The sequence below is a fragment of the Xylophilus sp. GOD-11R genome (genome assembly GCF_033546935.1).
Classification (GTDB): Bacteria; Pseudomonadota; Gammaproteobacteria; order Burkholderiales; family Burkholderiaceae_C; genus Xylophilus.
This window is the reverse complement of the sequence record NZ_CP137854.1, coordinates 2,103,650-2,117,272: the sequence shown is the minus strand read 5'-3', so window position 1 is coordinate 2,117,272 and position 13,623 is coordinate 2,103,650. Positions and strand designations below refer to the sequence as shown.

14 protein-coding genes are annotated in these 13,623 nt (G+C 68.8%); 6 read left to right on the top strand and 8 right to left on the bottom strand.

Going from position 1 to position 13,623, the window contains the following annotated elements; all coding sequences use genetic code 11:
• Nucleotides 1-21: 21 nt before the first annotated feature.
• A complete protein-coding gene (locus tag R9X41_RS09975; RefSeq protein ID WP_318634708.1) occupies nucleotides 22-1,422 on the top strand; it encodes an aminotransferase class III-fold pyridoxal phosphate-dependent enzyme in 1,401 nt (466 codons plus the stop codon).
• A 34-nt stretch (nucleotides 1,423-1,456) separates the two neighbouring features.
• Nucleotides 1,457-2,197, top strand: coding sequence for a haloacid dehalogenase type II (locus R9X41_RS09970; protein WP_318634707.1), 741 nt, complete (start codon nucleotides 1,457-1,459; stop codon nucleotides 2,195-2,197).
• Between the two features lie 16 nt (nucleotides 2,198-2,213).
• Here the strand turns inward: R9X41_RS09970 and R9X41_RS09965 are convergent, their stop codons facing one another.
• Genes R9X41_RS09965 through R9X41_RS09955 form a run of 3 tightly spaced genes read right to left on the bottom strand, consistent with a single transcriptional unit; the run spans nucleotide 2,214 to nucleotide 4,708 of the window.
• Nucleotides 2,214-3,008, bottom strand: coding sequence for an aldolase (locus R9X41_RS09965; protein WP_412556681.1), 795 nt, complete (start codon nucleotides 3,006-3,008; stop codon nucleotides 2,214-2,216).
• A 29-nt stretch (nucleotides 3,009-3,037) separates the two neighbouring features.
• Complete coding sequence (locus tag R9X41_RS09960; protein WP_318634706.1) at nucleotides 3,038-3,697, bottom strand: glutathione S-transferase family protein; 660 nt, start codon at nucleotides 3,695-3,697, stop codon at nucleotides 3,038-3,040.
• A gap of 9 nt (nucleotides 3,698-3,706) precedes the next feature.
• Nucleotides 3,707-4,708, bottom strand: coding sequence for a Bug family tripartite tricarboxylate transporter substrate binding protein (locus R9X41_RS09955; protein WP_318634705.1), 1,002 nt, complete (start codon nucleotides 4,706-4,708; stop codon nucleotides 3,707-3,709).
• A gap of 96 nt (nucleotides 4,709-4,804) precedes the next feature.
• Between R9X41_RS09955 and R9X41_RS09950 the strand changes: the two genes are divergently transcribed.
• The 4 genes from R9X41_RS09950 to R9X41_RS09935 all read left to right on the top strand — a co-directional run bounded on the left by R9X41_RS09950 (nucleotide 4,805) and on the right by R9X41_RS09935 (nucleotide 8,676).
• Complete coding sequence (locus tag R9X41_RS09950; protein WP_318634704.1) at nucleotides 4,805-5,332, top strand: helix-turn-helix domain-containing protein; 528 nt, start codon at nucleotides 4,805-4,807, stop codon at nucleotides 5,330-5,332.
• A gap of 143 nt (nucleotides 5,333-5,475) precedes the next feature.
• Entirely contained in the window at nucleotides 5,476-6,168 is a 693-nt protein-coding gene (locus R9X41_RS09945; RefSeq protein ID WP_318634703.1) for a GntR family transcriptional regulator, read from the top strand.
• Between the two features lie 76 nt (nucleotides 6,169-6,244).
• A complete protein-coding gene (locus R9X41_RS09940) occupies nucleotides 6,245-7,225 on the top strand; it encodes a Bug family tripartite tricarboxylate transporter substrate binding protein (RefSeq protein ID WP_318634702.1) in 981 nt (326 codons plus the stop codon).
• A gap of 77 nt (nucleotides 7,226-7,302) precedes the next feature.
• Complete coding sequence (locus tag R9X41_RS09935; protein ID WP_318634701.1) at nucleotides 7,303-8,676, top strand: MmgE/PrpD family protein; 1,374 nt, start codon at nucleotides 7,303-7,305, stop codon at nucleotides 8,674-8,676.
• A 24-nt stretch (nucleotides 8,677-8,700) separates the two neighbouring features.
• On the opposite strand, the gene R9X41_RS09930 is transcribed toward R9X41_RS09935, so the two are convergent.
• From R9X41_RS09930 to R9X41_RS09910, 5 genes are read right to left on the bottom strand one after another with little or no spacing between them, the layout of a single operon-like run.
• Complete coding sequence (locus tag R9X41_RS09930; RefSeq protein ID WP_318634700.1) at nucleotides 8,701-9,369, bottom strand: GntR family transcriptional regulator; 669 nt, start codon at nucleotides 9,367-9,369, stop codon at nucleotides 8,701-8,703.
• A 56-nt stretch (nucleotides 9,370-9,425) separates the two neighbouring features.
• A complete protein-coding gene (locus tag R9X41_RS09925) occupies nucleotides 9,426-10,400 on the bottom strand; it encodes a tripartite tricarboxylate transporter substrate binding protein (protein ID WP_318634699.1) in 975 nt (324 codons plus the stop codon).
• 51 nt (nucleotides 10,401-10,451) lie between these two features.
• A complete protein-coding gene (locus tag R9X41_RS09920) occupies nucleotides 10,452-11,429 on the bottom strand; it encodes a quinone oxidoreductase family protein (RefSeq protein ID WP_318634698.1) in 978 nt (325 codons plus the stop codon).
• Nucleotides 11,430-11,469: 40 nt separating this feature from the next.
• A complete protein-coding gene (locus R9X41_RS09915) occupies nucleotides 11,470-12,291 on the bottom strand; it encodes an enoyl-CoA hydratase (RefSeq protein WP_318634697.1) in 822 nt (273 codons plus the stop codon).
• Nucleotides 12,292-12,293: 2 nt separating this feature from the next.
• Nucleotides 12,294-13,484, bottom strand: a complete 1,191-nt coding sequence (locus R9X41_RS09910; protein ID WP_318634696.1) for a CaiB/BaiF CoA transferase family protein — start codon at nucleotides 13,482-13,484, stop codon at nucleotides 12,294-12,296.
• Nucleotides 13,485-13,623: the final 139 nt, after the last annotated feature.

Here is a 13,623-nt window from a genome sequence, read left to right as displayed (position 1 = left end):
CCCGCAACCGAAGGACCCGAGATGAGCATCGACAGCAAGCAGGCCGAGCTTCTGGCCACCGACCGCGCCCACTGGATCCACCCGGTCGCGCCCCTCGTGCAGCACGAGCAGCGCGGCGCCCGCATCTGGGCCAGCGCCGACGGCATCCACCTCACCGACATGGACGGCAAGCGGGTACAGGACGCCTTCTCCGGCCTGTGGTGCGTCAACGTGGGCTACGGTCAGCAGTCGGTGGTGCGTGCGGCCCAGGAGCAGATGGCGCGCCTGCCCTACGCCACCGGCTATTTCCACTTCGCCAGCGAGCCGGCGATCCGGCTGGCCGGGCGGCTGGTGGAGCTGGCGCCCGAGGGCCTGACCCGCGTGATGTTCGGCCAAAGCGGCTCGGACGCGGTCGACACCGCCATCCGCACGGTGCGCTACTACTTCAACGCCATCGGCCAGCCGTCCAAGAAGCATTTCATCGCCCTGCAGCGCGGCTACCACGGCAGCACCGCCACCGGCAGCGGGCTCACCGCCCTGCCGGTGTTCCACCGCTTCTTCGACGTGCCCGGCGCCGAGCAGCACCACCTGCCATCGCCCTACGCCTATCGCCACGAAAGCGGCCCCGACGAAGCCGCCGTGCTGCGCGCCACCGTGGCCGCACTGGAGGCCAAGGTGGCCCAGCTGGGCGCCGGCAACGTCGCCGCCTTCATCTGCGAACCCATCCAGGGTTCGGGCGGCGTGGTGATTCCCCCGCCGGGCTTCCTGAAGGCCATGCGCGAAGCCTGCGACCGGCTGGACATCCTGCTGATCGTCGACGAGGTCATCACCGGCTTCGGCCGCACCGGCCCGCTGTTCGCCTGCGGCGGCGAAGGCGTCACGCCCGACCTCATGACCATGGCCAAGGGGCTGACCGCCGGCTACGCCGCCATGAGCGCCACGATGGTTACCGAGAAGATCTACCAGGCCATTGCGGCCGCCGGCGCCGACGGCACGCCTTTCGGCCACGGCAGCACCTACGCTGGCCACCCGGTAAGCGCGGCCGTGGCCAACGCGGTACTCGACCTCTATCTCGACGGCGGCCTGCTGGCCAACGGCCAGAAGGTGGGCCGCTATTTCGAGCAACGCCTGAAGGAACTCGAAGCGCTGCCTTGCGTCGGCGAGGTGCGGGTACGCGGCCTGCTGGGCGCCGTCGAACTGGTGGCCGACAAGGCCAGCAAGGCCCGGCCGGAGCCCGCGCTGCGCTTCGGCCAGCGCGTGCTCGAAGAGGCGCTCGAACGCGGCCTGGTGTTCCGCGCCTTCGGCGACGACATCCTGGGTTTCGCGCCCTCGCTCAACTACACCGAGGCCGACGTCGACGTGCTGATCGAGCGGCTGCGCGGCGCCATCGAACACGTGCTGGCGCAAACGGTGCAAGCCTCGGCCACCGCCGAATCCGCCTGACTTCCCCCCTGTTTTTTCCTCTCAGCGAACCATCATGAAACTCTCCGATTTCAAGGTCCTCACCTTCGACTGCTACGGCACCCTCATCGACTGGGAAAGCGGCATCTTCAACGCGCTGGCACCGCTGGCGGCCAAGGCCGGCCACGGCAAGACGCGCGACCAGGTCCTGGAAAACTATGCCCAGCACGAGGCCTCCCAGGAAGAAGAAACGCCCGACATGCTCTATCCGCAGATCCTGGCCAACGTCTACAAACGCCTGGCCGCCGAATGGGGCGTGCCGGTCACGGCGGCCGAGGCCAACGTCTTCGGCGCGTCGGTGCCCGACTGGCCCGAGTTCGCCGATTCGGTCGAGGCACTGACCTATCTCAAGCAGCACTACCGGCTGGTGATCCTGTCCAACGTCGACCGGCTGTCCTTCCGCGCCAGCAACCAGCGGCTGCAAGTGACGTTCGACGCCATCTACCCGGCGCAGGACATCGGCAGCTACAAGCCCAGCCTGAACAACTTCGAATACATGCTGCAGCACCTGCAGTCGGACTTCGGGCTCGGTGCCAAGGAGGTGCTGCACACCGCCCAGAGCCTGTTCCACGACCACGCTCCGGCCAACAGCATGGGCCTGGCCTCGGCCTGGATCGACCGCCGCCATGCCACCGAGGGCTGGGGCGCCACCATGCCCCCGCCCGGCACGCCGCGCTACGACTTCCGCTTCGAAAGCATGATCGCCATGGCCGAGGCGCACCGGGCCGAATGGGCGGCCACCGCCACGCCGGCCTGAGTCCGCTCGGCGGTCGTCAGCGCAACACGTCCGTGTTGCGCCCACCGCGCAGGCTGCGCCGCGCGTAGTAGTCGAACGCGATCGCGTTGCGCTTGGGCCGCAGCACCCAGTCGTGCGCCTCGCGGGCGAGCTGCGGGTCGATCGGCTGGATGTCGCCGGCGGCCATCGCCAGCAGCTGCATGCGCGCTGCGCGCTCGAAAGCCACGCCCAGCACCACGGCTTCTTCCACGCTGGCCGCCGCGATCAGCAGGCCGTGGTGGGCCAGCAGCAGCGCCTTCTTGTCGCCGAGCGCCGAGGCGATGAACTCGCCCTCCTCGTTGCCCACCGGAATGCCCGGCCAGCGGCCGACGAAGGCCACGTCGTCGTAGAGCACGCAGTTGTCCATGTGCGAGATCTGCAGCGGCGTCTCCAGCATGCCCAGCGCCGCCGAATGCACCGCATGGGTGTGCACGATGCAGTTCACGTCCGGCCGCGCGCGGTACACCCACGAATGGAAGCGGTTGGCCGGGTTGGCCATGCCGCTGCCTTCGAGGACGGTCAGGTCTTCGTCGACCAGCAGCAGGTTGTCCTCGGTGATCTCGTCGAAGCCCAGGCCCAGGCGCTGGGTGAGGTAGGTGCCCGGCGTGGCGGCGCGGGCGGTGATCTGCCCGGCCAGGCCCGAGTCGTGGCCGTTGTCGAACAGGATGCGGCAGGTCAGCGCCAGTTTCTGCGCCAGCGTGTAGCCGCTCTCCTCGAGGTGCGCGTCCATCTGGCGATAGGCGCTCTGCACCAGCGCCTGCTTGTCGAGCGTGAAGGTGTCGGGGTTGCTCATGGGAAGAAGTCTCCTTGGATGGGAATGGGTCAGCTCGCCGCGGTGGATTCCACGGTTGACAGATTCAGTTCGGGCTGGCCGGGAAACAGCGCCTGGTAGCCCGGCAAGGCCTCGATGCGGGCGAGCCAGTCGACGATGCGCGGCCAGGCCGACAGGTCGATGCCGCCGAGGCTCGCCATGCGGGTGTACGGATACAGCGCCACGTCCGCGATGCTGGGATGGCCGCTGCTTGCGACCCAGCCGCCCGCGCCCTGGCGCAGCAACTGCGCCTGCAGGATATCGAGCGCCGCTCGCGCTTCGGAGGCGTGGTGCCGCATCTCCGCGCTGGCCGGCTCACGGTCGCGGTGCAGGCCCAGGTGCAAGCGCAGCTGCGCCAGCGGCTTCATGTGCCGCTCCTGCTCGAAGGACAGCCAAGTCAGCACCTCGGCCTGCGCCAGCGGCAGCCGGGGCCACCAGTCGCTGCCCTGCGCCAGATAGAACAGGATCGCCATCGACTCCGACAGCACGCTGCCGTCGTCGAGCACCAGCACCGGCACCTGCCGCAGCGGCGCGATGGCACGGAATTCGTCGGCACGCAGGTCGCCTCGGTCGATCGACAGCGTGCGGCGCGGCAGCGGCAGGCCGAGCAGTCCGGCCATCAGCCGCACCTTCCAGGCATTGCCCGAGCGTTGGGTGTCGTAGAGCAGCATGTGTCGCCTTCAATCGAGCTTGGTGCCGGCGGCCTGCGTCACGCGGGTCCACTTCTCGGTCTCGGCGCGCACATGGGCGTTGTAGGCGGCGACACCGGTGGGCAGCGGCTCGATGCCGAGCTCGGCCAGGCTCGCGACCACCTTGGGCCGCGACAGCACGCGGGTCAACGCCTGCGACAGCACCTCGACCGTGGCGGCGGGCGTGCCCTGCGGCGCGACGATGGCGTTCCACGAGCCGATCTGAAAGCCCGGCACGCCCTGCTCCACGCTGGTCCGCAGCTCGGGCACCGCCGCGTTGCGCCGGCTGTCGGCAATCGCCAGCGCCTTCAGGCGGCCGGCCTTCACCTGCGGCTGGATGACCGGGATCGCGTCGATCACGATCTGCACCTGCCCGCCCAGCGCCGCGTTGACCGCCTCGGCGCCGCTCTTGAACGGGATATGCACGATGAAGGTTTTGGTCGACAGCTTGAACAGCTCGATGCCCAGGTGCGGCGAACTGCCGTTGCCGGCCGACCCGAAGTTGAGCTGCCCGGGATGCGAGCGCGCATAGGTCACCAGGCCCTGCAGATCGTTCACGCCGGGGATGTCGCTCACCGCCATCACGTAGGGCGAATTGCTCACCAGCGAGACCGGCGCGAAGGCGGCCGGGTCGTAGGCCAGCTTGCTGTAGATCATCTTGTTGACCACCTGCGTGCCGACCGTCGCCAGCAGCAGCGTGTAGCCATCGGGCGCGGCCTGCGACACCGCCTGCGCGGCGATGCTGCCGCCGGCGCCGGCCCGGTTGTCGATGATCACCGACTGCTTGAGTTCCTCGCCCAGTTGCTGGCCGATGAGCCGGCCCACCACGTCGGTGATGCCGCCGGCGCCGAAGGGAATCACCAGCTTGATCGGCTTGCTGGGATAGGCGCCCTGGGCGCTCGCGGCGATGCCCGTCAGGGAAAGAACGGCCGCTGCGCACAGCGTGGGCACGGCACGGAAGACGCTCGAGCGAAGGCGGGAAAGGATAGCCATGACAATACTCCTCGGTTGGTACGGGTGCCGTCTAGCAATACTCGGGCCGGAATGACTCAAGTTTAGTATTGGACACATGTGTCCTACAAGATTCAGATGTCCATCAAGTTGAAATTGTTGCGGGTGCAGGCGGGAATGACCCTGGAAACCCTGGCTCAGGCGGCCGATCTCACCCGCAGTTATGTGTCCAAGGTGGAGCGTGGTGCGTCCACGCCCTCGATCGGTGCGGCTCTCAAGCTGGCCAAGGCCTTGAAGGTGCCGGTGGAGGAATTGTTCGGCGAGCCTTCGGAGTCGGACCCGGTCACGATCACCCGGGCAAACGAGGCCCGTGCCCGCAACCCCGCGCAGGGCGAGCCCCGCGTGGTGGCCGGCACCGCGCCCGGGCACCGCATGCTGGCCTTCGTGCTGCAGCCCGGCAAGGAGCGCGGCCGGGGGCATCCGATGAGCCATCACGAGGGAGAAGAAATCCTCTACGTGCTGAGCGGCTCCATCACCCTGCAGCTGGCCAACCGCAGCGAATCGCTGGTGGCGGGCGACTGCGCACATTTCAATTCGACCGTGCCGCACAAGATCACCAGCCAGGGCGACGTACAGGCCGAGGTGCTGCTGGTCATCGCCGGTTGACACAGCGGTCGCGCTCGCAGTTTTCAACCAACCTCCCGCGCGCCGGTGCGCGCAGACCTCGCCGGTCGGCTTCTTCGGGCAAACCATCATTCTCCCGGACCACAACGTATACGATATTACGTACACATCCGCAGGAGAAACGCATGCTGCCCTGGCAGACCGACACCGACGAAACCCGGCTCGCCGCCGTGCGCAACACCTCGTTTTCCAAGATGGTCCGGGACCACCTGCTCGGGCGCATCCTGCGTGGCGAGCTGCCGCCGGGCGAACGCATCAGCGAGCCGGACGTGGCCGCCGAGCTGGGGGTTTCGCGGGTGCCGGTGCGCGAAGCGCTGCGCGAGCTGGAAAGCTCCGGCCTGGTGGTGTCGCGCAAGCACGCGGGTGTCTTCGTGCACACACCCGACGCCGACGAGATCCGCGGCCTGTACGACCTGCGCGCACTGCTCGACGGCTATGCCGGCCGGCGCGCCACCAGCCTGCCGCTGCCCGCGCGGCTCGCCCTGTGCGATGCGCTCGACGCGTCCATCGCCGACATGCGCACCGCCGCCCAGGTGCAGGACGTCGCCCGCTACTACGCCGAGAACCTGCGCTTCCACTGGCTGATGGTCGAGGCCGCCGACAACCTGCCGGTCGCCGAGACCTACCGCAACGTCGTGCAGAAACTGCACCTGTCGCGGCTCAAGAACCTGTCGCAGGACATGGGCATGAAGGCTTCCATCGCCGAGCACGCGGCTATCGCACGCGCCCTGCGCGACGGTGACGCGACCCGCAGCGAGCAGCTGCTGGCCACCCACGTCCGCGACGCCTTCGTGCGCCTGAACGACGCCACGGGCTGAGCCCGCCGCGTCCCCTGGTTACCGGGCGGTCGCATGGGGCGGCCGCGCAGACGACAACGAAGACGGAGACAAGAACATGCAACGACGCACGCTTCTGCGGGCGGCATCGGCCCTGGCGCCCGCGACGCTGGTCGCCACGCCAGAACTCGCCCTCGCCCAGGAATTTCCCGACAAGCCGATCCGCTACATCGTGCCCGTGGCCGCGGGTGGCGGCAGCGACCTGGTCGGCCGCACCGTCACCGAACGCTGGGGCAAGGCGCTCGGCCAGCCCTTCGTGGTCGACAACCAGGGCGGCGGCGGCGGCGTCATCGCCTGCCAGAACACCGCCCGTGCCGCGCCCGACGGCTACACCCTCATGCAGGGATACGTCGCCACCCACGGCACCAGCCCGGCCACGCGCAAGCTGCCCTACGACCCCGTCAAGGACTTCACGCCCATCGGCATGATCGGCGCCACCCCCAACGTCCTGGTGATCGACCCCAAGCTGCCGGTCAAGGACTTCCGCGAGTTCGTCGCCTACCTCAAGGCCCATCCCGGCAAGGTGAGCTACGGCTCGGCCGGCGCCGGCTCGCTCACCCACCTCACCATGGAGCTGATGGCGCAGCAGCTGGGAACGCCGCTCGTGCACGTGCCCTACCGCGGCATCGCTCCCGCGCTGACCGATGCGATGGGCGGCCAGACCCAGGCGGTGTTCCCCGGCCTGGCGGCCGCGCTGCAACACATCCGGGCCGGCCGGGTGCGGGCGCTCGCCGTCACCGGCAACAGCCGCGCCGCGCAGCTCAAGGATGTGCCCACGCTCGACGAGCTCGGCCTGAAGAACTTCGACGCGGTGCAGTGGTACGGCGTGGTCGGGCCGGCCGGCATGCCCGCCGAACTCGTCCGCAAGCTCAACGACACCCTGGCCACCGTGCTGCAGGCGCCCGACATGCGCGAGAAACTGGGCGGCGAGGCGGTCGAGCCGATGGCCATGACGCCGCAGGAATTCGGCGGCTACATCCAGCGCGACGTGGCCCGCTGGAGCGCCCTGGCCAAGGCGCAGAACATCTCGCTGGACTGACCGGCCGTCGGCTCGCCGACCCGTCGCAACCGTCCTCCTACCTTCCTTTCCTTTCACCTCCCCGAAGCAACCCATCCATGGCACGCAACACCCAGGTCCAGGCCGACCACAACGCCCCTCCCATCACCCAGATCCTGGCCGAATTCGTGGCCCGGCATCCGTCGCGCGGCTGGAGCGACGCGGTGGACCGCGAGGCGCACCGTACCTTTCTCAACTGGCTCGGCTGCGCGGTCGGCGCCGCCCACCATGAAGCGGTGCAGGCGGCGCTGGCGGCGGTGCAGGTGCTGCAGCCGTCCGCGCAGGCCAGCATCGCCGGGCGCAGCGAGCGGGTCGACATCGCCAGCGCCGCGCTGCTCAACGGCATCAGCTCGCACACCTTCGACTTCGACGACACCCATCTCAAGACCATCATCCATCCGGCCGGACCGGTGGCCTCGGCCCTGCTGGCCCTGGCCGAACACACCGGCGCGAGCGGCCGGCAACTGATCGATGCGCTGGTCATCGGCATCGACGTGGCCTGCCGCATGGGCAACACCATCTATCCCGACCACTACGACCGTGGCTGGCACATCACCGGCACTACCGGCATGCTCGGCGCGGCCGCCGGCTGCGCGCGCCTGCTCGGCCTCGACGTGGACCGCACCCGCATGGCGCTGGGCATCGCCGCGTCGCAGCCGGTGGGCCTGCGCGAGCAGTTCGGCACCATGACCAAGCCCTTCCACCCGGGCGGTGCCGCGCGCGCCGGCCTGATGTCGGCCCTGATGGCGCAGCACGGCTTCACCGCCAGCCCGCGTGCGCTGGAAGCCCCCCGCGGTTTCGCCCAGGTGGTATCGCCCAAGACCGCCTGGAACGAAGTCACCGACGAACTCGGGCAGCGCTTCGAGATCTCGTTCAACAGCTACAAGCCCTTCGCCTGCGGCATCGTGATCCACCCCAGCATCGACGCCTGCGTGCAGTTGCGCGACCAGGGCGTACGCGCCGAGGACGTGGAGCGCATCGAGCTGCGGGTGCATTCGCTGGTGCTCGAACTCACCGGCAAGAAGGAACCCGCCGACGGCCTGCAGGGCAAGTTCAGCGTCTACCACGGCTGCGCCGCCGGGCTCATCTTCGGCCAGGCCACCGAGGACGAATACGCGGATGCGATCGTCAACCGCGAGGACATGGTGGCGCTGCGCCGCAAGGTGGTGGCCACGGTCGACGACGGCATCGACGAAGCCAGCGCCGACGTCACCGCCGTGCTGGCCGACGGCCGCCGCATCCACGTCTTCGTGGAGCACGCCATCGGCTCGATGCAGAAGCCGCTGACCGATGCTCAGCTCGAGGCCAAGTTCAGCGGCATGTCCGATGCGATTTTGGGCCGCGACCGCACCCGCCGGCTGCTCGACGCCTGCTGGGCACTGGGCGAGGCGGCCGACGTGCGCGCCCTGGCCGCCCTCACCCGCCCGGCCTGAACCACCGCCGTCGCGAATGGCGGCTTACTGCGGCCCTTCGTACTGCGACAGCAGCCGCACCCGGCCCGCCTGCACGTGCCGCTCGGCCGCCAGCCGGGCCTTGGCCGGATGCGCGGCCACCATCGCGTCGTAGATCGCCCGGTGCTCCACATTGGAGCGGCGCATGTTGCCCGGCGCGTTGAAATACTTGCGTCGCACCAGGTGCAGCTCCTTGACGTAGTCGTCGTAGGCCTGGCGGGCGCGCTGGTTGTTCGACAGCAGCAGGATCAGCGCGTGGAACTGCAGGTTGAGTTCGTAGTAGAGCGTGCCGTCGCCGCTGTCGCAGGCCTGGTCCATGGCGTCGAGCAGCTTCTCGAACTGCTGGCGGTGCGCCTCGGTGAGATGCTCGCAGGCACGTTCGGCCGCATAGCCGAACACCAGCGCCCGCAGCTCGTAGATTTCCAGCATTTCGCGCAGCGAGAGCTGCCGCACGAAAACCCCCTTGTTGGGCACGGCGGTGACGATGCCCAGCCCGGCCAGCACCTTGATCGCCTCGCGGATCGGGCCGCGGCTGGTGCCCATGCGCAAGGCCAGCGCCGCCTCGTTGATGCGCTCGCCCGGCTGGTACTCACCGGAATAGATGAGCGCCTTGAGTTCGGCCGCGATGGTGTGCGACAGGCCGGGGCCGCGCGTGCTGAGGGGTGGAGTCGCCATGGACAAATCCTAACGTGCCCGGTGGGCCGGCCCCCACGGTGCGGCCCGCATGCCCGTCACTCCACCTTGACGTTCGCGCTTTTGACCAGCTTCGTCCAGAACTTGCCGTCCTCGGCCAGGAAGGCCTCGAACTTCGCGGGCGACTCCGACACCGACACCTCCGTGCCGTCGCGTGCCAGCGTGGCCTTCACCTGCGGCTGGCCCATGGCCTGCACCGTGGCCTCGTAGACCTTCTTCACGACAGGCGCGGGCGTTCCCGCCGGCAGGAACATGCCGTACCAGAACTCGAGGTGGTAGCCGGGCAATCCGGCCTCGGCCATGCCCGGGATGCCCGGCACCAGCGGCGAACGCTCGCGGGTGCTGACCGCCAGCGCACGCAGCTTGCCGCCGCTGGCCTGCGGCAGCACCGAGGGCGATGTACCGAAGGTGACCTGGGTGTCGCCCGCCATCACCGACTGGATCGCCAGGCTGCCGCCGCGAAACGGGATGTGCGTCATCTCCGTGCCGGTCACCTGGCTGAAGAGCGCCGCGCCCAGGTGCGGCGCGGAGCCGTTGCCCGAGCTCGAATAGTTGAGCTTGCCCGGGTCCTTCTTCGCGGCGGCGATGAGTTCGGGCACCGACCGGATGCCGGTCGCCGGATTGACAGCCAGCACGAGCGGCGACGTGGTGATCTTGGTGACGCCGATGAAGTCCCGGGCCGCATACGGCAGCCTGGGATTGAGCGAGGGGTTGACCGACATGCTGCTCGGGCTGGCGATCAGCAGGGTGTAACCGTCGGCCGGCGCCTTGGCCACGATCTCGGCGGCGATGCTCGAACCGTTGCCCGGCTTGTTGTCGACGATCACCGGCTGGCCGAGCGCCTTGCCCAGCGCATCGCTCATGGCCCGCGCCACCAGGTCGGCCGCGCCTCCGGGCGCGAAGCCGACGACCAGGCGTATCGGTTTGGCGGGATAGCCGTCGCCCTGGGCCAACGCGAGGTTGCCGGCCAGGGCCGCGCAGGCGGCCACGACGATCAGGCGGCGTTTGTTCATGGAATGTCTCCGTCTTGTTCGATGGGTCGGCAGCGCTCGCTGCCGGGCGATTCAGTCGATGCGCAACACGATCTTTCCGGCGTGTTTACCGGCTTCCATCAGGGCCTTGGCTTGCGGCAGTTCGGCCAGCGGCATCACCTGGTCGATCTGCGGGCGGATGCGGCCGGCCGCGATGTGGGGCAAGACCTCGGCCACGAAGCGCGGCACCGAAGACGCCCGCTGCGCCCGGGTGCGCAATTTGTTGGACACGCCGAACAGCGTCAGCCGCCGGGCGTGCAACGCCTCCAGGTCGATCTCGGCCCGGACCACGCCGTCCACGTAGCCGACCGTCGCGAGCCGGCCTTCGAACGCCATGGCACGGATGTTCTCGGCGAACACCGTGCCGCCGACCGCGTTGACCACCAGGTCGGCGCCGTGGCCGCCAGTGGCCTCCATCACCCGACCGGCGAAATCGGCCGCGCGGGTCTGAATGCCCACGTCGAGGCCCAGCTCGCGCATCAGCCGCAACTTCTCGGCCGAGCCCGAGGTGCCGATGACTTTCGCCCCGAGCACCTTGCCGAGCTGCAGCGACGCCACGCCCACGCCCGACGACACGCCGTTGACCAGCAGCCATTCGCCGGCCCGCAGCCGGCCCTGCAGCACCAGCATGTCGAAGGCGACGAGAAAGGTCATCGGCACGCTGGCGGCCTGTTCGAAACCCAGGGCCTGCGGCATGGCAATCGCCTCGTCCACCTCCATCAGCGCGAATTCCGCGAACGCGCCGGCGCATCGGCCCATCACCCGGTCGCCGGGCGCGAAGCCCTGCACACCGGCGCCGACGGCCACCACCTCGCCGGCACCTTCGCCGCCGATCGCCTTCCAGCTGCCGGCCTTGCCGTGCAGGCCGTGGCCCAGCACGAATTCGCCCCGGTTGAGCGATGCGGCACGCATGCGCACCAGCAGCTGTCCGACGCCCGGTTCAGGCCGTGGGGTGTCGCGCAACTCGAGCACGGTGGTCGTGTCGGTCATCTGCATCCAGTAGGACTGCATGGGGTCTCCTCGTCTCTTTCTTCGGTCGGTGGCGGCCGGCTCAGTGGCCGGTGAAGACCGGCTTGCGCTTCTGCATGAAGGCGCTGCGGCCTTCGGCGTAATCGGCGCTGTCGAAGCAGCCGCGGATGAGTGCGCTGCACCGCTCCATGTCGAGCTCCGGCGAGGGCTTGAGGATTTCGCGGGTGATCGCCTTGGCCGCCGCGATGGTCAGCGGCGCGTTCTCGGCCATGGCGCCCGTGTATTCGGCCAGCAGCGCTTCCAGCCCGTCGGGCGGGCAGACACGGGTGACCAGGCCCACGCGATGGGCCTCGGTGCCGTCGATGCGCCGGGCGGTGAAGAACAGGTCCTTGGCCACGCCCGGGCCCACCAGGTCGACCAGGTTCTTCATCGCCGAATAGCGGTAGCCCAGGCCCAGGCGCGCCGCGGGAATCGACAGCACCGAGTCGGCGGTGGCGATGCGGATGTCGCAGCTGATCGCCACGTTCACCCCGCCGCCGATGCACCAGCCGCGGATGCAGGCCAGCGTCGGCTTGGGAAAGTCGTGGATGCTCATCAGCGACTCCTCGGCCATGGCTTCGTAGCGCTTCACCGCTTCCCGGGCGGCCCGCATGTCCTCGAACTGCGAGATGTCGGCGCCCGACACGAAGGCCTTTTCGCCGGCGCCGGAGAACACCACCAGCCGCACCCGATCGTCGTCGCGCGCCAGGTTCAGCAGGGGCGGCACGGCCTCCCACATGTCGACCGACAAGGCGTTGTGGCGCGCCGGATGGTTGAAGCGGATATGCAGGGTGCTTCCGTCGAGCCAGGTCAGGACCCGCTCGGTGGTGGAGGTGTAGGTGGGAAACGATTCGGGTGCGTTCATGCTCAATAGACTCCGGTGGCTTTCATGCGGCTCAGGTCTTCGGACCCGAGGCCGAGTTCGGTCAGGATTTCCTCGGTGTGCTCGCCGCGTCGCGGTGCCGAGCGCACGATGCTGCTGGGCGTGCGCTCGAGCTGCACCGGCTGGCCGACCATGCGTTGCGGACCGAGCCGGGCCGACACCACGTCCTTGACCATGCCCAGGTGCTGGATCTGCGGCTCCTCCAGCATTTCGCGCACGTCGCTGATGAGTCCGCAAGCGACGCCGCCGTCGTTGAATTCGCGGATCCAGTGGGCACGGTCCTGGGCGGCCAGCCGCTGGTTGATCTCGGCGTTGAGCGACTCGCGGTTGACCGACCGCGAAGGCTTGTCGTGGTAGCGCGGATCGGCTATCCACTCCGGCGCGCCGAGGATGTTGCAGAAGCGCTCCCAGATCTTGGAGCCGAAGACGGCGATGTTCATGTAGCCGTCGCGCGCCTTGTAGACACCGGTGGGGATGCTGGTCGGATGGAAGTTGCCGGCCTGGGTGCCGACCTCGCCGTCGATCAGGTAGCGCGAGGTCTGGAAATCCATCATGTAGACCATCGATTCGAGCAGCGAGGTGTGCAGCCATTGCCCGTGGCCGGAGGCCTCGCGTTCGAGCAGCGCCACCAGGATGCCCTGCGCCGCGAAGATGCCGGCGCACAGGTCGGCGATCGGAATGCCGACCCGCATCGGCCCGTCGCCCGGCTGACCGGTCACCGACATCAGTCCGCCCATGCCCTGCGCGATCTGGTCGAAGCCCGGGCGCGTGGCCAGGGGGCCGGTCTGGCCGAAGCCGGAGATGCTGGCGTAGACCAGTCCCGGGTTGTCGGCCACCAGCGACTCGTAGTCGATGCCCAGGCGGAACTTCACGTCCGGCCGGAAGTTCTCCACCACCACGTCGGCCGTGGCGATCAGGCGCTTGAGCGTCTCGATGCCTTCGGCCTCCTTCAGGTTGAGCGTGATCGAGCGCTTGTTGCGGTGGGTGTACTGGTAGTCGGAGCCGTCCTGGCCGCCCAGGGTGTCGTCGCCGCGCATGTGTTCGGGCATCTGCACTTGGACCACGTCGGCGCCCCAGTCGGCGAGCTGGCGGCAGCAGGTGGGGCCGGCGCGCACCTGGGTGAGATCGATGACGCGAAAGCGCTGCAAGGCTTGGGACGCTGGCAGATGGGGCATGTCGGATCCGATTCGAAAGTGAACTCTGTGGCCTACAGTGTTTTCATTTATTCACCAAGTGTCAACACTTCTAAGGGTTTGTCGTGAGGCGGCCGGCCGGTCGGGAATCGGGCTGGCGGAGCGGGCCGCAGAAACGAAA

Coding starts and splice junctions, on each gene's coding strand:
- R9X41_RS09960 (WP_318634706.1), bottom strand. CDS start 3,697: ATGCTGCTCTACGACACCCAACGCTCGGGCAATGCCTGGAAGGTGCGG.
- R9X41_RS09940 (WP_318634702.1), top strand. CDS start 6,245: ATGCAACGACGCACGCTTCTGCGGGCGGCATCGGCCCTGGCGCCCGCG.
- R9X41_RS09935 (WP_318634701.1), top strand. CDS start 7,303: ATGGCACGCAACACCCAGGTCCAGGCCGACCACAACGCCCCTCCCATC.
- R9X41_RS09970 (WP_318634707.1), top strand. CDS start 1,457: ATGAAACTCTCCGATTTCAAGGTCCTCACCTTCGACTGCTACGGCACC.
- R9X41_RS09915 (WP_318634697.1), bottom strand. CDS start 12,291: ATGAACGCACCCGAATCGTTTCCCACCTACACCTCCACCACCGAGCGG.
- R9X41_RS09910 (WP_318634696.1), bottom strand. CDS start 13,484: ATGCCCCATCTGCCAGCGTCCCAAGCCTTGCAGCGCTTTCGCGTCATC.
- R9X41_RS09945 (WP_318634703.1), top strand. CDS start 5,476: ATGCTGCCCTGGCAGACCGACACCGACGAAACCCGGCTCGCCGCCGTG.
- R9X41_RS09955 (WP_318634705.1), bottom strand. CDS start 4,708: ATGGCTATCCTTTCCCGCCTTCGCTCGAGCGTCTTCCGTGCCGTGCCC.
- R9X41_RS09925 (WP_318634699.1), bottom strand. CDS start 10,400: ATGAACAAACGCCGCCTGATCGTCGTGGCCGCCTGCGCGGCCCTGGCC.
- R9X41_RS09930 (WP_318634700.1), bottom strand. CDS start 9,369: ATGGCGACTCCACCCCTCAGCACGCGCGGCCCCGGCCTGTCGCACACC.
- R9X41_RS09975 (WP_318634708.1), top strand. CDS start 22: ATGAGCATCGACAGCAAGCAGGCCGAGCTTCTGGCCACCGACCGCGCC.
- R9X41_RS09965 (WP_412556681.1), bottom strand. CDS start 3,008: ATGAGCAACCCCGACACCTTCACGCTCGACAAGCAGGCGCTGGTGCAG.
- R9X41_RS09920 (WP_318634698.1), bottom strand. CDS start 11,429: ATGCAGTCCTACTGGATGCAGATGACCGACACGACCACCGTGCTCGAG.
- R9X41_RS09950 (WP_318634704.1), top strand. CDS start 4,805: ATGTCCATCAAGTTGAAATTGTTGCGGGTGCAGGCGGGAATGACCCTG.